The organism is Marinomonas sp. PE14-40 (assembly GCF_051623805.1).
In the GTDB taxonomy this organism is placed as follows: Bacteria; Pseudomonadota; Gammaproteobacteria; order Pseudomonadales; family Marinomonadaceae; genus Marinomonas.
In genome coordinates, this window is the sequence record NZ_CP130700.1 from 1,534,847 (window position 1) to 1,556,311 (window position 21,465).

Here is a 21,465-nt window from a genome sequence, read left to right on the forward strand (position 1 = left end):
CTCAAAACTCTTGCTTAATATTTTCTACGACAGCAGTAAAGAAACCATCACCAACATCATTACCAAGCAATAATTTTCGATCAAGTAATAAGTTATTCATAGTACAACTTGTTTCAGAGACTAGAGTGCATGAATGACAAGCGGCCTTGTTTAACCCCATAACACCTTGTGTTTCCATTTCGCTACATACTGGATCATTAGAACACCAGCCAGCTTGCTCTAATGCAGCCGCAATCATAGGATAAAGTCTATTAGCTTCACCTTGTTGCACTAAGCCACCTAAGCTTCCTTCAGAATCTGAATCTGCGGTATATAATAGAATACCTGCTTGGTCTGTTTCTGCATAAATCCTTTCACGAATTGATCCGCTAGAGTAACCACATTCAAAACTTAGTTGTCTAATAAGTAGATGGGCGAACGTATGCATTGCAACTAATCTTGGTGTGGGCTCTGGTAAGTAAGTTACTTTTCCTTCTTCATACTTCTCTTGCATATTTTTGATGCGCGTCTGAATAAAGGGACCCGACTTTCTTTCCCACTCCATCAGTGCTTTCTGATCAAACTGTATGAAGATCCCCTCGCCAAATACTTCCATTGCAGGCAACCAATTAATATTTTCATGCCTTCCTGCAGGAGGTATGACTGCAACACCAGGTTTTACTCGTTCAAAACCACAAAAAGCCCGAACTTCACGTAACTTATCTAGCAGCACAACGCGCTCTAGTAACTTATCAAGCCCCCAAGTTCTATTGCTGCCTACTTTAGGTTCAATCCTAGCTACAAAGTTATTACTTTCTAATTCTGTCACTTGTGGTGAAGAAAGTACTCGCCATTCAGCTAACTGTAATTCTTCAGCTTTAGGGATTTCTATTTTTTCTTGCTTTGGCTGATCACCTTCATCGCTGAATAATTCCGTAATAACTTCAACTTCAACATCAAAATCAATTGCCATCATTGACAATAAGGGTTGAGCATTATCAATATTCCCCCCATCGATTAAGTCACTTATTGCACTATAGTAGCCATGACTTTTAGCCTGTTCTCTTAAATCATCTAAATTTACAACTTGCTCTTCATTTGGTATATCTAATGCTGAACGTACTGTTGGATAATATAAGTTACTAGCTCCACGTTGCAGCACCACTAGCGAGCTTTCACATGAATCTCGATTCCACTTCTCCCACGGCTGGCTTCCTGTGCATTTAAGCTTTAGTGAATCTAAAGCACCTGGAGAGGTAATATCACCTAGGTTTCTTTTACTTCCACACTCATCGCACGCTACAAATAGTGCATCTAGACCACTTCCTTTACTGCTATCATTATGGAAATATAACCGACTACCTCTTTCACCACATTCTTTTCTACCCGGACCAGAATGAGCCCAAAAACTCCAAGCCACATCACTTAGATGACCGCTTTCACAAGCGGCTACAAATCGCATAGGAACTAACTGTCTTTTATTGCAGCTATGTTTTTTACAAACTGGCTTTCCATTTTCAGAGTCACCGACATCATTTTTCCATTCACCCATTTTTCTGCAGCTAGGGCAAAACATCCAGCGCGGAAAGCGAATAGTTTTAATTGCATGCCGCCCATCTGCTTTACCAAAATCAGGATTTGTAGGCGGCGCTTTCAGCATCCTTACACCAAGTTCATTAGTAAGACGTTTCATTTCAATCGGTGGTAAATTTTTAGGCCAATCATTTAAGTCTGTTAATAATAAAGACTCATCACCAATATCAATAATTGCGCCAGGACCAAATGGGGTTATTAACTGAGAACTTCTTACGCTTCTATCATTACTCATTGGTCTTCACCCTTCACAAATATCGTTGTTTCTGTATCTACGTTACGCATGGAGTTTAGCGTTGGCCAAACGCCAGCTTTTTTGGTTTGACCAAAAGTTTTCATAAGCGGTTTAAATTGTTTACTAGAGTCATATCGATTAACATTTCCATCTTTTGCTGAGTAATGCCATTCGGAAACGAGTGCATCTAGGTGTGATAATATTTTTTCTACTTCGGCATCGTCGAGATCTGATGCTGACTCTCTGATTCGCTGTTTAAACCCTGAATATAATGCCAGAAATTGTTTATTATCTTTATCAAAGCTACTGGCCATATCATTTCCAGGCAGGTATCCACTTAATCGAACTAAAGTGATTAATGCAGCATGCAAGGCTCTTTCTCTCGCAGGCTTTGCCCATGGGGTAATGCTTGTAGGCTCTACATGGCGATACAGTGCTTGGTGATAGCTTGAAAAAGTTTCGTAGTGCGAACGGTCACGAGGTTTTGATGGCGAATAAAGTGTTACAACCACTGCTGGCGGTCTTTTCTTATCACGCCCCACTCGGCTAGATGCTTGGATGTATTCAGCAGTTGTCTTGGGTTGACCATTGACTAACATAATACCTAAACGGCTAATATCAACACCAACAGAAATCATATTCGTGCAAGGTAATACATCAATAACGCCATGGTTAGCAGCATCAATATCTAGCTTATCTAATATTTCAGGTATACGAGCACCTTTAACGTTTGCAGAAAGCTCTTCGACAATATTACATTCTCGTTTATTACCCGTTTTTTCAGCTATTACTGCAATACGTGAAGGAATATCATCTCGTGCAAGCGTCATTGTTTTACCCAGTTCACGCCGACTATTGTGATAAATAGGTAACGTCCACCAAGTATCTAACTCAGCATCTGTCTGCTTAGTCTCTACTGGTGCTTGTAACATTGCAGCTGCAGTTTGCACCAAAGATGTTTGTCCCGTATGTCCAGTGGGCATAATCCCCAAATACAGTCGTCCAGGTGCACTCTTATCTTCTTTCGAGAAGAACGAATCACTTTCGTCTATACCCGTTGGTGGAAAGATTTTTACCTCTCTTCCAAATAAGCGTCTACTCTGTTGCTCTGCGGCTCGAATTGTTGCTGTTGCTGCAATTACTTTTGCTCGTCCCCCTAACTGCCAAATTAGTGCATCTATACCAGCTTCATAAATACCAGCAACAGTACCTAAAGGCCCTGAAATCAGATGCAGTTCATCTTGAATAATTAAGCTTGGTGGATTAAATTTACCTTCACCAAAAAAAGCTTTTGTTTTGTCCATCCACGCTAAACGTGCAAATTTATCTACCGTACCGATTAACATGCTAGGTGGTGACTGGTAAAGCCCTTCATCAACCACCTGAATGGGTAAGTGATGATTGAAACTGCAGCTATCTGTAGGGCAGTAAAATGAAAATTTTGTTTCAGAAGCCCTAATACCATAATCACTTTTATCATTAGTTATTTCTTTCGGTACAATAGAAGTTCCGCACCAAGGGCAGCGTTGCAACTGGAAAGGATTTTCTGGCTTATCCTCGTCTCTTAGATTTAGGTATTTCTCTAGGGCTGCAGGCTTATCCCTATCACCTGAAGTAAATTTATTTGGAGCACTATCCTGACCGACCCATAAACCTAAAGTAAAAGGCTGATCCCCCATTTCTATATGTAATTCACGACGCATATTTTCCATAGCGCAAATAAGCGTGCCTGCTCGTTGAAACTGTTGTGAGGTCAGTAAACGAAGTGTGTATCTTTTAATAACAGCCGTACCGGCACCTTTGAGGCCATCTTCTAATCTGCGATAGAAGATCTCCCAAGCAGCAACAGCCAAATATGCTTCAGTCTTACCACCACCTGTTGGGAACCACAAAAGGTCGACAACATCTCTACTTTCTGCGAAATCACCAGCTTCATCATGAACCAATGATTCTATAACTAAAAGTTGAAATGCTAACTGGAACGGACGCCACTCATATTTTTCATATGTACTACTAAAATAATCTGGCTGGACAAAAGATTTCTCATTTTTCGCACGAGATTCACCACCATATTTATTATCACTATGGACCATTTGAATTAACATGGCTTGGTTAGCAAGACGGAAAGATTTCATTGCATTCTTTGAACGCCCTAATGAATTAATACCGTCAACCATTCTCTTTGCTGTTACGTGTAGCCTTTCAATTATTCGACCTCTAGCTTCTCCATGCTGCTCTGCTACTTGTGTCATTTCAACTGACGTAATCCAGGCTTTATATGCCGCCACGAATAGTTTTAGGCCGACTACTAGATCTTTATCACTATTAAGAGCGGCTATATCCTGTAAATTTAATATATTTTTAGGGACGTCTGGATATTCGTCAAAATCAATAGTTGTACTAAATCCAAACACTTCCTTCTCTGGTATTGAAGAGCTACTAATCCAAGTAGGCTCATCTCCTTCATCATCCCAAATGCTAGCGCAACCGTGGCCAACGGACCAATTAATCCGTTTGCTATAAAGTAGTGCTAATTCCTGCTGTTCATTATCAAATTTAAAACGCTCGGAGCCAGGGTATTCTTTAAAGCAACCTCCATCTGATTGGCAGTGTATTTTTGCTTGATATAGGCAATCCGAAGGATCTAATCGTGCACCACTAGATTTGTCATTAGTTAGTGCTACGGTAACGATATAACCATTTTTCCATGGTCTTTTAATAATGGTGACCTTGCCTCTTTTATCAAAGATTTTTTTGGGCTTAGGGCTTTCCTCAGAACAATTAAATACTATTACTTCCTTTAATCCTTCCCTTCTCCACTGCTTGTCTTGGCCACAAGAATATACACCTGACGATAAAGATATTTTTACTTTAGCTCCAGCTGAAACAGAAAATGAGAGTGCCATAGAAGACGGTTTAAACTCTGATGCTAAAGAAACTGAGTTATCAAGTTCTTCAGGAGTTTCTTCATCAACCTCATCTTCAACGGCCTCTATTGGAAAGAGTATTCCCATAAGATAACGCTTATGGGGCTTGTCATTTATCAGTTCATTTTCAGTTGATGGGCCAACAAGCTGGCGATTCAAGTACTCAACAATATCTTGTCGATTATGGTTCATATTTAAATTACCTATCATGCTAATTTTTCGAAATACGATGAGAAACTGGTTTCTTTTCCACCATGCTGTCACGATTTTTTACGATGGCATCTTTGCCAGTAAGATTTGGGGGGGCTCGACGATTAGTTAGCGGAATGTTGTATTCAATGGAAACACCCGCTGAGGCAGGAATCTCATCATCGTGTAATACATTAAACATGTATTGCAGTGAGTTCTGCCACGAGATGAATTCATTTTTTGGGGAGTTACGATTTAGCTTTCTCGCTACTTCACTTTCAATAATATCGGCAATGGCATTTGCTCTAACATCATCTACAAATTGCTGTTTCGTTGCTGAATAAACAATCATACTGCTACTACTTTATCCTTAATCGCTCAGCTTGAGCTTTTTGTTCGTCTTCCTGCTACTCGCATTCTTGCGATTTTTACTCTTTACTCTGATTCTTTGTTTTGAGCGCTGTTATTACCTTGATAGGCAGTGTATTTCTTAGCACTGCCTTTCACTAACTCAGCCGGATACTTAGCTTCATTTTTAAGCATCTTCTGTTCAACAGCGTCAAGGATATTCACATCGAGTTTGGTGGCAAGGCGTAATAGATACACTTGAACATCAGCGATTTCATCAACAACGGCTTGCTTTTGTTCTGGGCTAAGGTTTTGAGATTGCTCTTCAGTGAGCCATTGAAAACATTCAACCAACTCTGATGCTTCGACACTCAATGCAATAGAAAGGTTTTTGGGAGAATGGAATTGATCCCAATCTCGCGCATCTGCAAAATCTTGCAGTTTTGATTTAAGCTCTTCTAGCTTATCCATACTATCTATCCTTGAACATCTGGTTTGCTAGTACCAAACCAGCTTCAGTTTTTCGTACTTTTTAAGTGAACCTCTCTTTATACGCCCCTCTTCTCCACATTTCAATTACACTAAGTTGCTGTCTTAAAAGATTTATTTAACGAAATAATAAGAGGCTTCATTTGTCGCTTTTGTTTGCTGAGTGCATTGTAAAAAAAGAGACAGATAAGCTAACAATAAGCCTCAATCCTTCCTTTTTTAGCTAATTGACATGTGTTGATTCAGCTACATTTTTAACCTTTTTGAATTTCACAGGCATTTCCCTTAACAAACCACTGTATGTTCAAACAGTCTTTTATTTGTTACTTTACCAACACCCCAATTTCTCGTTTTTAGATAACGCCAACTAAAGGACGTTCAATGTCTCAATCCAACCCTTCTATTCTCATCCAATATTACAAAACCAAATATGCTGAGTTTATCTTGGGGGCTTATGAGGGTGAGTTGTGTATGTTGGATTATCGCTATCGTAAATCTCGCGATGCGGTGGATGCGAGATTGCAGCGTTTGTTAAAGGCGGACTATCTTGTAGTTGAAGAAGGCTCGACTGAGGTGCCAGTGTTTGAGCAAACTAAGGCTCAGCTTGATGAGTATTTTTTAGGTGAGCGTTCTGAGTTTGATATACCGCTGCTATTGGTTGGTAGTGAATTCCAGCAAGGTGTGTGGCGTGCTTTGTTAGAAGTACCCTACGGGGAGACGGCGAGTTACTTGGATTTATCCAAACGGTTAAATAATGAGAAAGCCATTCGTGCGGTCGCCAGTGCCAATGGCGCTAATGCGATTTCTATCATTGTACCTTGCCATCGTATTATCGGTTCGAACGGTGAATTAACGGGTTATGCAGGCGGTTTACCGTTAAAGAAGCGTTTGCTTGATTTGGAAAACCCTAAGGAAGAAGTCGAGTTCATTCAAGAAACTTTATTTTAAAATTAATTTTTTATTGCAGTTTTTATAGGTAGGCTCACTTTTGTCATGATTTTGATCAATAAATAAACCCGTTATTGTAATTATTTGTAATAAAAAATATTCATTTTTTCTCAAATCTCTTCAAAGTTTTTCACTTTCCGTTTCATTAAGAGCGATTCATCTTAATAAGTGAATTAGTCTTCATTTTTAGTGATTTTAGCTCGTATTTTGTTGTTTTAGCTAACTTTTGTTTAACTTAAAGCATTAAGTTAAATCTTATTTTTTTCACTTATATATGCGCTTTTTCTAAAATATTAATAGGAATTGTTCTCGTTAACCTTACTTTTACCCGCCCTTTTCTATACACACCCTATTGCTGGTTACTTATTGATCTACAAACGGTTTTTATCTTTTAAGATTAATTAATTAGACTACTTCCCAAACCCACGTTTACCTAGCATTTACTTTCATATTGATAGAGTGCGAAGGAAGGCGTAAACAAGTCTTCCCGCCTCTGCATGGGGCTAAAGCGTCTTGAGTAACAGATGTGAAGTGAAACCTAATCACAGGTGTGTGACGGTGACTTTGAATCGATTTAAACGCGCTTTAGAGCATGCCTTTCGGGTCTTTAAGAGAGAACCTCAGCTGGTCTTGCCTCTTCTCGTAAGGTACCTACATTGCGTCGAAATGCGCCTTGTTTGAGTTTTTCACTAATAAGACTGAGAAGCGGTGAGCTATTTCGCCTTCCCAGGTAACTCGATATGGATATGATGATAAATGTTAGAACAATTCAAACAAACGCCGTTACTCGTCTTAATTGTTGAAGACAACACTGCTTTAGCTGCCAATATTATTGAAAGTTTAAAGGAATTTAACATTGAGTGTGACTATGCAAAAAATGGCGTTCAAGCCCTTAGTCTCGCTCAGCTATACCATTTTGATGTCATCGTATCTGATATCTTAATGCCGGCTATGGATGGCATTACCATTTGCAAAAAGTTACGCGCTTTAGATATCACTACGCCCATTCTTCTGTTAACAGCACTCGATCATATTGAGGATAAGGTCACAGGTTTTAGTGTGGGCGCGGATGACTATCTGGTAAAACCTTTTGAGATGTTGGAGCTGATTGCCAGAATTCGCTCTCTCTCGGAAAAGAAACGGATCAACCCTTCGCGCTTAGTTGTTGAGGACCTTCAAGTAGACCTTAAAACCTACAGTGTTACCCGTGCAGGTAAGCCGATATTTTTATCGCCTATTTGCTGGGAACTGTTGGTCTTTTTAATGCGTAAGAGCCCTAGCCTTGTCAGTAAGGAACAAATCGAGCAACACTTATGGAAGCATAATGCGACCCCTGAAACGGATGTCACCAAGGTTCACCTCTATCGCCTGCGCCAAGCGATTGATAAATCTTTTGATAAACCACTTTTACATACGGTGCGTGGCCGGGGAGTGGTATTAGGGAAACGTCATGTTGAAGCCAATGTTTAAGTTACGATCTCTGTGCACCATCTACCTCTTATCTTCTTTTATTATCATTCTAGTGTTTGGCGCCTTGGTACATGATTCGGTACAGAAAAACTCTGTGATCAATACGTTAGAGATAAGCCTTAGGTCGTTAGCTGAAAAACAAGACAAGGAAACAGGTGGTGTTATTCAAGAAGCGTATTTAGGCCGTTTAACTCATTATAAAAATTGGTCTGCGACTCCCAGTGGGATTCGGGCTCAATTTAATGTTAATAAATTAACGGAAAATAGACTCAGCCTTGAACAGTTTGGCAATAAGGTTAACGCTATTTTGCCTTACCGTAACAGTGATAATAAGGTGATCTATTACTTATTAGAGCTTGATAAAAATGACCTCCCTGAGCACATGAATGGCGTTAATACGGGCATTTTGCTTTATATTCTTGCCACGATTTTTCTGATGTTTTTAATGGCGTATTTGCTGGCTAAGAATATTATGCAGCCACTCAATTTGTTGGCTGAGTTCGCGAAGAAAAATGAAACGGCTGCGATTGAGATCCCCAGTACTTTGGCAGAAAGAGAAGACGAAATTGGCGATGTTGCCAGAGCGCTGAATCACTCTTTACATAATATTCGCCAACAACAAGACAGAGAAAAGCAATTCCTTCAAAATGCTAGCCATGAGTTACGCAGCCCACTTGCGACCATTGGCAGTGCTCTACATGTGATTAATCTACGCCAAACAAAGGGTTTAGGCTTTGATGATAAGTTGTTGCAAATTAAACGCTGCTATCACCAGATGACACAACTCACGCAAGCCCTGTTGTGGCTTTCTAAAGAGGAGAAAACCTTTAAAACCTGTGAGTTTAATTTGTCTGAATTGATTGAATTACACCTACATCAGCTTGATCATCTCATTTCAAATAAGGCGATTGAGGTGGTGTTTAATCGTGAGAATATTCAGGTGGATCAAGCCCGTGCTTTGGTCGATGTGGTAATTAGCAATTTGATTCGTAACGCCTTTGAGAACAGTTCTGGCGGTAAAATCATCTTGCATCACACGAGTACTGGTATTTCTATCTCTAACCCTATTTATAAACAAAAACCCACTCATGAGCAGCATCAAGGCTTTGGCTTGGGCTTGCATCTGGTGAATAAAGTGACGAAGAAGCAGAATTGGACGTTGGATGTGTCTAAAACGGATCAACAAATGAATGTGCAGGTTTCTTGGTAGCTTTTTAACGAGAGCAGTTTAATGCTAGCTATTTAACAAAGGTGATGTAAAAGGGATATTGAATAAAGAATCTTAAACCAAGGCTAATTGATAAGCCTGTTTGAGAGCATCTATATCAGCCAGGTAGTCTGGGTTGATATAGGGGCTTTCCAGTTGTAACACTTGATACATACCCCCTTCTACCATGTTTTTACTGATGCTTTGCCCTTCTTCTAATACGCAAGATTGTAAAAAGGCGAACCAGCCTGTGACGTTTATCCAAGTATTGGTGACTAGGCCTTTTCTTTGTTCTTGGCTGATGCTGATAATGCCCGCCTCATTCAGCCCGAGATACACCGCATCTAACTTGCCTAAACAAGCCTGATAAAACTCACGATAACGCTGCTTGAGTTTTGGGTTATCACTCAGTAATTGGCTTAAATTGAGGTGAATGAATCGATACTGCCAAAGGCTTTCGAATACGCCTAACATGACGTTGAATTTGTCTTCTAATGTCATCATGCTTTGAGCACCTTTAGGCAGGCTTAGAGCTGATTCTATCTGGGCTTCGTGCTGTAAGAACAAGTCGTAGATGATGTCTTGTTTGTTTTTGAAATGATAATAGAGATTCCCCGGCGACATACCTAAATGGGCAGCCAGATGATTGGTGCTCACCTTGCGTTCGCCCTGCTCGTTAAACAAGGTTAAGGCGGCATTTAAAATACGGTCACGGGTTTTCATAAATAGTATTTGCTCTTTATAAATCTATTTAGGCATTAGTCTGATTCACTATTGAAAGAAATGGTTTTTACCGAAACAACCATAAGCGTAAAAGCGATTAATCACAAAAGCCATCGAAACAAAATCAGTTTAAGTTATATCACATTATCAAGTCATACGTATTGCAAATTAGAGTATTTACTCTAAACTGACTTTCAGTGTATAAATTATCAACAATAATAATCGCCAGTTTTATGTGGAGCGTTACATGCAACCTAGAATCGTAGAATCATGCTCGAAACTCACCGAACTTAATCCAAGTTTGCATATTAGTAACTTGCTCGCTTCTCAAAAAACGGCCTATCGTAAAAACCCGCTTCCGACTTATCAAGAACGTATCCACCAGCTTAAGCAGTTAAAACAAGCTTTGCTTGAATTTAAAGAGCCACTGATTGAGGCGATTAACCAAGACTTTAGTGTGCGCTCTCGTGATGAAACCTTGCTAGCTGAGTTTATGCCGACGATAGAGTCTATTAACTATGCGATTAAACATCTCAAACAATGGATGAAGCCCAGCAAACGCAAAGTGGGTTTACTCTTTATGCCAGCAAGCAATAAGGTGCATTTTCAGCCTGTTGGGGTTGTGGGTATTATCGTGCCTTGGAATTACCCTATCTTTTTGGCGCTAGGCCCTTTGGTTGGCGCATTAAGCGCGGGTAACCGTGCCATGATCAAGATGTCGGAATTTACCCCCAACCTAAATAAAGTACTGACTAAATTACTAGCCAGTATTTATAAGCTAGATAAGGTAGCGATTATCGAAGGGGATGCACCAACCGCGATTGCCTTTACAGAACAAGCCTTTGACCACCTTTTATTTACTGGCTCTACCTCGGTTGGACGCCATGTGATGGCTGCAGCGGCGAAAAACTTAACGCCAGTGACTCTAGAATTGGGTGGTAAATCCCCTGCGATTATTAGCCAAGATGCACCCATGGTAGAAGCTTGCGAGCGTTTGTGCTTTGGTAAGTCGCTTAACTCAGGGCAAACTTGTGTAGCCCCTGACTATATTTTATTGCCTAAAGGCTGCGAACAAGAGTTTATCCAAACTTATCAGCAAGTCTTTACCAAGATGTACCCAAGCATTAAAGACAATGATGATTACAGTGCCATCATTAACGAGGCGCAACACCAAAGGCTAAATAGCTGGTTAGATGAAGCCAAAGAGCAAGGTGCGATTCTCCATGAGATTAACCCTAAAAACGAAGATTTAAGCTCAGGCCGTAAAATGGCACCTGTTATTGTAGAAGATGCGAATGCAGAATCCACTCTCATGCAAGATGAGATATTCGGGCCTATCATGCCGATTATTAGTTACCAAAACATAGATGAAGCCCTTGATTATGTGAATGATAGAGCGCGCCCTCTTGCCCTTTATTATTTTGGTTACAACAAACAAGAGCGTGAACATGTGTTGCAACATAGCCATGCTGGCGGTGTATGTGTGAATGACACACTGGTACACCTTGCTCAAGAAGATATGCCATTTGGTGGCATAGGTGACTCTGGCATGGGCCAATACCATGGTTATGAAGGCTTTTTAACCTTTTCTAAAGCGAAAGCGGTACATACCAAAGGGCATTTCAACAGCGCGAAGTTTGCCTACGCACCATATAAAAGCCCTATTCATAAGCTCATTTATAAGTTTTTTATTCGTTAGCGTTATTGCCTTTCAAAACCTAATTTCCATATATCATTCGCACTGGCTGTATTTGCCAGTGCATCACCACAAAAATAATAAAGGTGAATTCATGCCTCATTCTGAGCATACACAGGCAAATGCAGACAAGCCTCAAACGCGATTAAGCACGAGCCGTCGTGGCTTTTTGCAATTGAGTCTCACCTCTTCAATCGGCTTAAGCTTGGCGTCAGGTCTTGTGCCTGCTCTTGTTCCCGTGAAGGCTGAGGCGAGTGAGAGTAGTAGTACTGAAAAGCTTGAATACCGTTTTTTAACCCCCAGCTCTGCTGAGTTTTTAGCGGCCCTCTTCCCGGTTGTGCTAGCGAAAACCTCCCTCAATCAGGATGAGAATAACGCCTTACTGATGGCACTAGATAAGATGATTTTCCATTTTAATGCCTTTAACCAAAAACAGATGCAGCAGCTTTTTGATGTGATGGCTTATGCACCTGTACGCTTTGTAGCGGGGGCACCTTGGGCAAATTGGCCAGAAGCCAGCCATGAAGATATTGAGTCTTTTTTGGTGGGTTGGCGTGATAGCCGCTTCGAATTAAAACGTATGGGTTATCTCTCAGTATGTAAGCTGATTAATTTGTGTTGGTACGCCAGAAAAGAGAGCTTTGCTCAAACAGGCTATCCAGGGCCACCTGTCAAAATCCCCACTTCGGTTTCCAATTCTTTATAACCCTTTTTAGATTAGGTTAGCACTATGGCAGAACGTAACTTGGCAGAAATCCGTGGTATTCCAGACCCCGTTTTAAAGGGTATTAACCAAGGTTGGCGCACCTTAGATGGCAGCCAAATTAGCCAAAGCCAAACACTCAAAGCCGATGTTGTCATCATAGGTTCTGGGGCTGGCGGTGGCACCAGTGCCGAGATATTGGCGCAAGCTGGGTTGAAGGTCATCATATTAGAAGCGGGCCCACTTAAAACCACCAATGACTTTGATATGGACGAAACCCGCGCCTATAAAAACCTCTACCAAGAGCATGCTGGCCGTATGAACAAAGACGGCAGTATGTCGATTTTACAAGGTCGCTGTGTCGGTGGTTCGACAGTGATCAACTGGACTTCTAGTTTTCGTACGCCCAAACAAACCTTGCAACATTGGCAGGATGAGTTCCAGCTAAAAAACTGCTCTGAAAGCGAGATGGCACCTTGGTTTGAGAAAATGGAGACACGATTAAATATCAGCCCTTGGCCTGTTCCTCCTAACGAAAACAATGCGGTATTGAGCCGAGGAGCAGAAGCACTTGGCATCCCTTGGAAGACGATTCCGCGTAATGTCTTAGGTTGTTGGAACCTTGGTTATTGCGGTACGGGTTGTCCGACGAATGCGAAGCAATCCATGTTGGTAACAACGATTCCTGCGGCGTTAGAAAAAGATACGCAACTCATTTATAACGCCCCTGCTGAGCAACTTATATTTGATGATAAAAAGCAGAAAGTGCTTGGCGTTAAAATCAAAACAAAAGCAGGCGAACTTGAAATAAAGGCTGATACTTTTGTGATGGCAGCAGGCGGCATTAATAGCCCAGCTTTGATGCTGAGATCTGATGCGCCAGACCCAGAAAACCTGATTGGCAAACGTACTTTTTTACACCCTGTGGCCTTTTCGTTTGCTAAGTTTGATGAGGAAATTGCCCCTTATTATGGCGCACCACAATCGGTTTATTCGGACCATTACCAATGGCAAAGTGTGACAGGCAAAGTGGGCTATAAACTTGAAGTGCCGCCACTTCACCCCAGTTTAACCTCGGCCCTTTTGTTAGGCCATGGACCAGAACATGTGAAAGATATGCAGTCACTGCCGCATCTCAATGCCATGATAGCCCTAATGCGTGATGGTTTTAATGAAGATAGTATCGGTGGTTCTATTGAGCTTGCTGAGGATGGCAGCCCGATTATTGATTACCCTATCAATGATTATCTTTGGCAAGGCATACAAGATGCTCATTTTAAAATGGCAGAGCTACAATTTGCCGCTGGCGCTAAGGCCGTCAAGCTGGCCCATATTGATAGTGAGTGGTACACCTCTTGGTCTGATTGCAAAACCGCGATCGAAAACTTCGCTTATATTTCTTGTCGACCTCTTGTGGGCAGCGCCCATGTTATGGGTGGATTGGCTATGGGAGAAGACAAAGAAAAATGCTTGGTTGATAGCCAAGGTAAATACCATTATTTAGATAATCTTTATGTGTTTGATGGCTCTGTATTCCCCACCAGTATTGGCGCGAACCCGCAATTATCGATTTATGGTATGGCCTGTAAAAATGCAACGGCTTTGGCTAAGAAAAGTTTAAAATTGGGCTGAAACAAGCTGAAATAGCGTCTAATAAGGCTAATTTTTCTCTCACAAGAAATCACCACTGTTTATAACTCTTGGTAAATCACATTTGTATTTTGAATCTTGACAGTGTCAAAATACATCTATAGTTTAAAGCAAGCTAAACAAAATGAGCCTTAGATTCTGGCTCTTTTGTTATCCATTTTTCTGGCCAGAGCCATTTGCCTTAAGGAATTACCATGAGTGATCAAGACGATAACACCCTTATTTATAAAACAATGAAGGTTGAGATTCAGAACCAAGTTGCCCATGTGCAATTTACTCGACCTGATGAGTTAAACACCATGAATCTTGATTTCTGGCGTGAGCTACCTGAGCTAATGCACAAGATAAATGACGAAGTATTAGCCCGTGTTGTTGTCATCTCCTCTACTGGTAAACACTTTAGCGCGGGTATGGACCTCTCTGTCTTTACCGGTATGAAGCGTAAAAAGATGGAACTTGGTCGAAAGCACGAAAACCTGCGACGTACTGTGCAACAGCTTCAAGCTTGCTTAAGTGTCTTAGAAGAAATTCGTTTACCCGTATTGGTTGCGGTACAAGGTGGCTGTATTGGCGGTGCACTCGATTTAGCCGCAGCGGCAGATTGTCGTTATAGCACCAAAGATGCTTTCTTTAGCATTGAAGAAACCAAATTGGGTATGACAGCCGATGTGGGTAGCCTACAAAGATTACCTAGTCTGATGCCATTAGGATTAGTACGAGAATTAGCCTTTACCGGCCGTCGTATGTATGGGGATGAAGCCAAAGAAGCAGGTTTGGTAAACCGTGTCTTTGATGATCAAGAAAGCATGGTGGCAGGCGTATTAGAGATTGCCGCAGAGATTGCCCAACGTTCTCCTCTTGCGGTAACTGGCTGTAAAGAGATGATCAACTTTAGCCGTGATCACAGTGTGGATGAAAGCCTTAAACAAATGGCACTTTGGCAGGCGGGTATGTTCCAACCTGAAACCGACATGATGGAAGCCTTTATGGCCAAAACCCAAAAGCGTGATACGAATTTTGCCGAACTTTGCCCAGTTAAAGCCCCATTAGAATAAGGCTACTTTCTTAAAAAAGAAGGCATAAAGAATACGGTGTAAAGAAAACCCTAGCATAGACTAAAAATATAAGTTTTAAACGATAAAAATAATAAGGATAAAACATGAGTCAGGAAAATTTAGAACGTTGGCATCAGGTTGTTTATAACAAGGATATGGCTCTATTAAGAGAACTATTAGCCGAGGATGTTGAGTTCCATTCCCCTACCCTTTGGGCGCCTAAAAAAGGCCGAGATATTACTCAGTACATTCTGAAAATGGTGATGGATATCTTTGAAGATTTCGAATATCAAAGACAATGGGTAGATGATCAAAACCTTGCACTTGAGTTTAGCGCTCGAGTTGATGATAAGAAGATTAAAGGCATAGATTTAATCCGTTGGAATGAACAAGGTCAGATCGTTCACTTTGAAGTCATGCTGCGCCCTATGAATGGCCTACAGCTTATGTTCGATAAAATGACCAAACATCTACAGGATGCTGGCTTTATTCCTAAACCGTAAGTTTTCTATCTTTAAAGTGCTTAAACAAAAAGAAGAGCCAATGCTCTTCTTTTTGCTTTTTACGCTTTTCAAACATGCTCTGATTTAAATATCGGTTTATTAAGCAGGCATCTGTTTAAGGCGTGCATAGAGGGCATCTTTAAGTGTGCTTCTATCATGCTTTAGTTTGTGCATTTCGTCATCGCTAATCGGTGTATTGCTTAGCTCAAGCTCACGTATTTCTTTATCTAACAAGGTGTAACGGCTGTTCTCTTGTTGAAATTGACTGTCCTGCTCACACAAAGTTTTGATCGTATCTGTGAATTCAGGAAAGTCTGTTGTAAGTAAATGGTTTTCGCCTAACATAAAAAAACTCCCGCTCTTTTTGTTTAAATAAAATGAATGACCTTAGGTTCTTATCATAGTGGGTTTTATCAAACTCGCTTCAAAGAATTCGCTAAGGCGGGAGGACTTATTCGCAGGCTCCCTAGATAGGATCATCCAAGATAGCACGCTTAATATCGTAACTGGTTTCTAAGGTGCTATGACCAATACTAAATTGGCTTTCAAGAACATTACGTACACGCTGTTTAATCTGTTCGGCATTACCTTCGTCTAAAACAAGATGCCCTTCTAAGAAGACTTTTTTATCGTCTAGTTGCCATACATGTACATGCTCGATATTCGCCACACCCTCTATGGTGTTAATGGTGAGTTTAAGCTCTGAAAGGTCGATATTATCTGGTACGGCTTGCATGATAATCAGCACGCTCTTTTTCAATAAAAGAATGCCATGGAAAATGACATAAGCTGAAATGCCAATAGTAGCGATCACATCAAAAATATAAAGTTCGTAATTTATGATGAGTATGGCAGCAATAATGACCACAATTGAGGCCAGTGCATCTGACACATTATGAATAAATGCCGCTTTGATATTCATGTTGTCTTTCGCGCCAGCACTGTAAGTAAGCAGTGCAGTGATGATATCGATAACAAGCGCGATGCCTGCTACCCAAAATACGATCCAACCATTGATTGGCGTTGGATTAAAGTAGGTGTCTATGGCTTCAAATATTAGATAAATACCCACTAGGATCAAGCTGGTACTATTGATAAGAACACCGATAATCTCGGCTCTTTTATAGCCGTATGTCATGCTGGATGTGGCTGACCGTTGGCCTATATTTCTGGCAATCAGCGCCACTAGAATGGCTCCGGCATCACTTAAATTATGCAGCGCATCGGCAATAAGGGATAAGCTTCCTGATAAAACACCACCTACCACCTGAGCAATGGTAAGAAGTACGTTAACCGCCACGGCCATAATTAACTGGCTATTTGAACCTTGATCGTGATGGTGCTCATGTCCCATAAAACTTACCTATTGAATAAAAAATGAGATGTCGAAGAATGCGATTTATCAAAACCCAATCATAAGGCACGGGATTAATACAATGCCACTTTTCGAAGGCCAAAACACACTATCTCCACACAAAGTTCATTTTCTTAAAAATTGAAACATAAATATGCATTTTATCACTTGCCATATAAAAATTTATTATCATAAGAATGCCCTTAAATTTGACAAGAGTGATCGAGTTACTAACTTTAATAAGTGACTATTAACCTTTCTGCAATGCCTCATGCTGAGAGCTAGGTAGCGATATTGTTGCATATGGATGAGTGATTTTCTCATCATTAAATATTGAATTAAGGGGACAAACAGATGAATGCTTTGTCTTGTTTCTGCACGTGTATTTATAAAGCCTTTATCCAATTTACTTGGCATACTTCACTTGTCAGCGCCTTGATTTTGTTGTTTTTCTCTTCGCAATTCTCCCATGCTCAAGCCTTAGAGAACATTAAAGAAAAAGGCTATATCACGGTTGGTGTCAAAGCAGACTATCAACCCTATGGCTTTAAATTAGCAGACGGTACCCTGACGGGCATTGAAGTGGATTTAGCAAAAGACGTTGCACAAAAACTTGGGGTTGAGCTTAAGCTTGTTACGGTAAAAAGCAGCAATAGAATGCGGTATCTAATTGAAGATCAGGCCGATTTGCTTATCGCAACTGTCAGCAACCATTTTGAAAGACATAGAGTTGTAAGCTTTGTGGAGCCCGCCTATTACTCTTCAGGCACGAATGTTTTAGCTTGGAAAAACGCCAAATTACACTCTTGGGAGCAATTACATAGACAAAAAGTATGTGGTATTCGAGGCGCTTTTTATAATCATACAACCAAGATGGATTATGGGGCGATTATTATCGCTTTTGATAAGACTGATGATGCTTTGTTAGCCCTAAGAAAAGGCAGATGTCTTGCCTTTGTATATGATGATTCTTTTATTAACCACCAACTCCATGATGAACGCTGGCAAAATCGTTTTGAAATGCCTTTAGACTCGATTAAAAATACTCCTTGGGGTCTTACCGTTAAACGAGGTGAAGACGAGTTTAAAGCCTACTTAAAAGACATTGTTATTGATTGGCATGCTAGCGGTTATCTCATAGAGCTTGAAAAGTTGTATGGTTTAAAAACCAGTCGCTTCGCGATTAAGATGCACGACCTTTATAAATAGTAGAAAGAGGAAAGTAAGTAAAAATAACAGGCAAAAAAAAGCGTCTTCATAAAAAGACGCCCTAAGCCTACTATGTTCAAAAGGCTTGAAATTCTTGTATTCTGTTAAAACAACTAAGCCTGTCTCTTTTTAAGCTCGTCTCTTCTTAAAAGCGTAAAAGCCTGCTCCCATAAACACCTTGATAAAGGTTTTCACCTCACTCAAGTTGGGCTTTGGTGCTTTACCTTTCGCCATTCTGGCAAGCTGCTGTTCGTACCAAGTTATGTCTAACATGGCCATTTTATCGAGCGACCTGACACCCGTTGTTAGCGCTTTAAGTTCTTGCTTATGGTTAACATCGGCTAATAGCTTGTTAGGAAAATCTGGGTCTACTGCTGTTGTACGAGCAATACCAATAAAGTCTGTCGCACCTGTATCTAGCGCTGCTTGCATACCTTGAGCAGAACGAAAGCCACCCGTTAGCACAAGCGGTGTATCCACCAGCTCACGGACTTTTTCGATATAATCTAAGAAGTACGCTTCACGCTTTACAGTTGATTCTTTGGCTTTATGTCCCATCATTGACGGACTTTCATAGGTACCACCTGACACTTCGATCAAGTCGATACCCGCTTGGGCTAAGGTTTTAACCACTTGCATTGAGTCTTCTTCAGTAAAGCCACCTTTCATAAAATCGGCAGAGTTTAGCTTGATACCAATTGGGAAGTTAATGCCAACTTTACGTCTAATGGCATGATAAACAGCCAAAACAAAACGCATACGGTTTTCGATACTGCCACCCCATTGATCTTGTCTTTGATTGTGTCTTGGGGACAAGAATTGGCTCACCAGATAACCGTGCGCACCGTGAATTTGTACACCACTAAAACCTGCGTTTTTAGCAAGCTCTGCACTGCTCGCAAACTTTTTGATAATGCCTTCTATTTCAATTTCACTTAGTTCACGGGGTTTGTTAAACCCTTTTTCTAAACCCCCTTCTAAGGCAATTGCAGAAGGTGCCACCGGCTCTTCACAGATAAATTTAGGAATCTGTTTACCTGGGTGATTAAGTTGAACCCAAAGGTGAGAGTCATTTTCTCTTCCGGCTTTCGCCCAGGCTTTGAACTGAACAAGATCTGATTTTTCATCTAAGACAACGTTTTTAGGCTCACCTAGGGCATTTCTATCTATCATGATATTGCCTGTCATAGATAAGCCAATGCCCCCTTGTGCCCAACGGCTATAAAGTTTGGCTAAGCCTGGGATAGGGTTATGGTGTTTATCACCAAGTTGTTCACTCATGGCTGACTTGAAAAAACGATTTTTGATTGTCTGACCGCCTGCTAAGGTGAAGCTGTCGCCAAGTCCATTTAGCCCTTGCTCTTTCGTTTGTGTGTTTTGCATTTACTTCTCCAATATTATTAGACCGGTCGTCTTTTAACTATGCAAATAAAAAGCCCCGCGGGCTTTTGTTTATTTTATTAATAACGTCTCTAGTAATAGAAACATATTTTCTTGGGCTTCTTGCTTATCCCGAGTGACTCGCATCCTCAGTAACACCCCTTGCCAAGTAGACCAATAAAGCTTTGCCATTTTCGCAGCTCTGATATCTGTACGAATACTCCCCTCTGCTTGAGCTATCTCTAGCAAGGTGGTGAAAATCCTTAAGCATTCATCGACAGAAAGATTTAGTGCTTGTTTGCAAAGGTCATTCCCTTCGTCAATGTCAGCCGATATGGTCGCGATTAGGCAGCTATGCTTAAATTCAACTTTTTCGTACTTAATGAGACTCAGGTTAACGATTGTTTTAAGCTTGGCTAGGGCATCCATTTGTGCCCCTTCATACTCAAAAAACTGGCTAAATTGCCTTATTAAATCTTGGGTGTATGCCTTAATTAACTCTGCTACAAACGCTTCTTTACTCGCAAAAAAATTGTAAAAAGATCCTTTAGGTACTTTTACCTCATCTAGGATCTGCTTAATGCCGGTTCCATGATAGCCATTAGCAGAAAGGTGGATGATCCCCGCTTCTATTAATGCTTCTCTGGTTGATTCACTTCGTCTTGGTCTAGCCATGGGGTGAGTATATGACCGATCGTCTTTTAATTAAAGAGGCAATGAAATGTTTCTTTTTTTGTACACATTTATGCTTAGCGACATGCACACTTTTACAAGATGGAAATTCGTACTAAGCACTTTCTACCTTGTTACGGCCTGTTCTTTTTGCTTTGTATAAGGCGACATCGACTCTTTTGAATACATTCTCCCAGTTTTCGACTTCACTCTCACGGGTTGCTACGCCAAAGCTGGCGCTGATATGTAATGCTTCATCTGAACCGTTATCCAAACTAAAGTGTTCATCGGACAGCTGAACTCTGAGGTTTTCTGCCATTCGCTCTGCCTGCTCTCGGCTGGTATTTGGCAGTAAGATAATAAACTCCTCGCCACCGTAGCATGCGACTGAATCGTTCTCTCGGGTATTTTTGGTGAGTATCATGGCAAGTTTTTGCAACACGGTATCGCCAGCTTTATGGCCATGACCATCGTTTAGTTTTTTAAAGTAATCAATATCGAGCATGATGGCTGATAATGGCACTTGATTGAGCTTAGAACTTACGTCTCTATCTGCCACTATTTCATCTAATGCCCGACGATTATAAACCTGAGTTAATGGGTCTAACGATGCTTGTAACCTTAGTTTGAGTTCTAGGTTTGTGGTTGTCATCCATACAATCGAAAAACTAAAGCTGACGACTAATACTTGGTACACAATGAGCACCATTGAATGTAATAAGCCCGCATCCATAAAGAAGCCCAGTTGTACTGATTGGCTGACTATGAGTCCTCGCAAGGCAAAATAACTGGCAGAGAGCAGACAAATTAATGACAAGACTCGCATGCTTGCTTTTCCAAACTCTTCATTACCTTTTAATAGAAGTAAACTGATTAATACAAGCTGCATCACACTCGTACTACTCATTATCATGATGCGGGCATTCACGTCATATTGGGTATAGGTAAAATACATCATGCCTGCAACCGTCACACAGAAGCCCACTAAACTTAGCCAGCTACTCTTGGGAATAGGGACAGAAAGATAACGTGAGAAACCCAATAGAACGAGATAGAAACTCAGATAAATAGCACTGTTAGCTAAAACAATTGAAATGATGTCTGGCACATGTTGTTGAGCACCATTCAAACTTAA

The 21,465-nt window shown here is 40.8% G+C and carries 19 protein-coding genes; 9 read left to right on the forward strand and 10 right to left on the reverse strand.

What is annotated here, in order from left to right:
• Window position 1: 1 nt before the first annotated feature.
• From drmB to Q0A08_RS07000, 4 genes are all read right to left on the reverse strand, one after another.
• Window positions 2-1,807, reverse strand: a complete 1,806-nt coding sequence (drmB, locus tag Q0A08_RS06985; RefSeq protein WP_438465753.1) for a DrmB family protein — start codon at window positions 1,805-1,807, stop codon at window positions 2-4.
• Entirely contained in the window at window positions 1,804-4,998 is a 3,195-nt protein-coding gene (locus Q0A08_RS06990; protein ID WP_438465754.1) for a helicase-related protein, read from the reverse strand. Before Q0A08_RS06990 ends, drmB begins: the two co-directional genes overlap by 4 nt.
• Entirely contained in the window at window positions 4,946-5,275 is a 330-nt protein-coding gene (locus tag Q0A08_RS06995; protein ID WP_438465755.1) for a hypothetical protein, read from the reverse strand. Before Q0A08_RS06995 ends, Q0A08_RS06990 begins: the two co-directional genes overlap by 53 nt.
• Before the next feature lie 83 nt (window positions 5,276-5,358).
• Window positions 5,359-5,742, reverse strand: a complete 384-nt coding sequence (locus Q0A08_RS07000) for a nucleotide pyrophosphohydrolase (RefSeq protein ID WP_438465756.1) — start codon at window positions 5,740-5,742, stop codon at window positions 5,359-5,361.
• A 399-nt stretch (window positions 5,743-6,141) separates the two neighbouring features.
• Between Q0A08_RS07000 and Q0A08_RS07005 the strand changes: the two genes are divergently transcribed.
• From Q0A08_RS07005 to Q0A08_RS07015, 3 genes are all read left to right on the forward strand, one after another.
• On the forward strand, window positions 6,142-6,708 hold the full coding sequence (locus tag Q0A08_RS07005) for a methylated-DNA--[protein]-cysteine S-methyltransferase (protein ID WP_438465757.1): 567 nt from the start codon (window positions 6,142-6,144) through the stop codon (window positions 6,706-6,708).
• 756 nt (window positions 6,709-7,464) lie between these two features.
• Window positions 7,465-8,178, forward strand: a complete 714-nt coding sequence (locus tag Q0A08_RS07010) for a response regulator transcription factor (protein WP_063337847.1) — start codon at window positions 7,465-7,467, stop codon at window positions 8,176-8,178.
• Window positions 8,159-9,388, forward strand: a complete 1,230-nt coding sequence (locus tag Q0A08_RS07015; protein WP_438465758.1) for a histidine kinase dimerization/phospho-acceptor domain-containing protein — start codon at window positions 8,159-8,161, stop codon at window positions 9,386-9,388. The genes Q0A08_RS07010 and Q0A08_RS07015 overlap by 20 nt, the downstream gene beginning before the upstream one ends.
• A 72-nt stretch (window positions 9,389-9,460) precedes the next feature.
• Here Q0A08_RS07015 and Q0A08_RS07020 read toward each other — a convergent pair whose 3' ends face one another.
• Window positions 9,461-10,108 carry a TetR/AcrR family transcriptional regulator gene (locus Q0A08_RS07020; RefSeq protein ID WP_438465759.1) on the reverse strand — a complete coding sequence of 216 codons (648 nt, stop codon included), beginning with the start codon at window positions 10,106-10,108 and terminating at the stop codon, window positions 9,461-9,463.
• Between the two features lie 247 nt (window positions 10,109-10,355).
• On the opposite strand from Q0A08_RS07020, the gene Q0A08_RS07025 reads away from it, so the two are divergent.
• The 5 genes from Q0A08_RS07025 to Q0A08_RS07045 all read left to right on the forward strand — a co-directional run bounded on the left by Q0A08_RS07025 (window position 10,356) and on the right by Q0A08_RS07045 (window position 15,715).
• A complete protein-coding gene (locus Q0A08_RS07025; protein WP_438465760.1) occupies window positions 10,356-11,807 on the forward strand; it encodes a coniferyl aldehyde dehydrogenase in 1,452 nt (483 codons plus the stop codon).
• Window positions 11,808-11,898: 91 nt separating this feature from the next.
• On the forward strand, window positions 11,899-12,510 hold the full coding sequence (locus Q0A08_RS07030) for a hypothetical protein (RefSeq protein ID WP_438465761.1): 612 nt from the start codon (window positions 11,899-11,901) through the stop codon (window positions 12,508-12,510).
• A 24-nt stretch (window positions 12,511-12,534) separates the two neighbouring features.
• Window positions 12,535-14,139 (forward strand): GMC family oxidoreductase N-terminal domain-containing protein, encoded by a 1,605-nt coding sequence (locus tag Q0A08_RS07035; protein ID WP_438465762.1) that lies wholly within the window; start codon window positions 12,535-12,537, stop codon window positions 14,137-14,139.
• Between the two features lie 212 nt (window positions 14,140-14,351).
• Window positions 14,352-15,212, forward strand: coding sequence for a crotonase/enoyl-CoA hydratase family protein (locus tag Q0A08_RS07040; RefSeq protein WP_438465763.1), 861 nt, complete (start codon window positions 14,352-14,354; stop codon window positions 15,210-15,212).
• A gap of 104 nt (window positions 15,213-15,316) precedes the next feature.
• Entirely contained in the window at window positions 15,317-15,715 is a 399-nt protein-coding gene (locus Q0A08_RS07045) for a nuclear transport factor 2 family protein (RefSeq protein ID WP_046019413.1), read from the forward strand.
• A 99-nt stretch (window positions 15,716-15,814) separates the two neighbouring features.
• Here Q0A08_RS07045 and Q0A08_RS07050 read toward each other — a convergent pair whose 3' ends face one another.
• Together Q0A08_RS07050 and Q0A08_RS07055 are read right to left on the reverse strand one after the other, a co-directional pair.
• Window positions 15,815-16,060, reverse strand: coding sequence for a YdcH family protein (locus tag Q0A08_RS07050; protein ID WP_438465764.1), 246 nt, complete (start codon window positions 16,058-16,060; stop codon window positions 15,815-15,817).
• 121 nt (window positions 16,061-16,181) lie between these two features.
• Entirely contained in the window at window positions 16,182-17,069 is an 888-nt protein-coding gene (locus Q0A08_RS07055) for a cation diffusion facilitator family transporter (protein ID WP_438465765.1), read from the reverse strand.
• A 354-nt stretch (window positions 17,070-17,423) separates the two neighbouring features.
• On the opposite strand from Q0A08_RS07055, the gene Q0A08_RS07060 reads away from it, so the two are divergent.
• A complete protein-coding gene (locus Q0A08_RS07060) occupies window positions 17,424-18,278 on the forward strand; it encodes a transporter substrate-binding domain-containing protein (RefSeq protein WP_438465766.1) in 855 nt (284 codons plus the stop codon).
• A 129-nt stretch (window positions 18,279-18,407) separates the two neighbouring features.
• On the opposite strand, the gene Q0A08_RS07065 is transcribed toward Q0A08_RS07060, so the two are convergent.
• The 3 genes from Q0A08_RS07065 to Q0A08_RS07075 all read right to left on the reverse strand — a co-directional run bounded on the left by Q0A08_RS07065 (window position 18,408) and on the right by Q0A08_RS07075 (window position 21,438).
• Entirely contained in the window at window positions 18,408-19,661 is a 1,254-nt protein-coding gene (locus Q0A08_RS07065; RefSeq protein ID WP_438465767.1) for an NADH:flavin oxidoreductase/NADH oxidase family protein, read from the reverse strand.
• 69 nt (window positions 19,662-19,730) lie between these two features.
• Window positions 19,731-20,333, reverse strand: a complete 603-nt coding sequence (locus Q0A08_RS07070) for a TetR/AcrR family transcriptional regulator (RefSeq protein ID WP_438465768.1) — start codon at window positions 20,331-20,333, stop codon at window positions 19,731-19,733.
• Window positions 20,334-20,445: 112 nt separating this feature from the next.
• Window positions 20,446-21,438: a GGDEF domain-containing protein gene (locus tag Q0A08_RS07075; RefSeq protein ID WP_438465769.1), complete on the reverse strand. Its 993-nt coding sequence runs from the start codon at window positions 21,436-21,438 to the stop codon at window positions 20,446-20,448.
• Window positions 21,439-21,465: the final 27 nt, after the last annotated feature.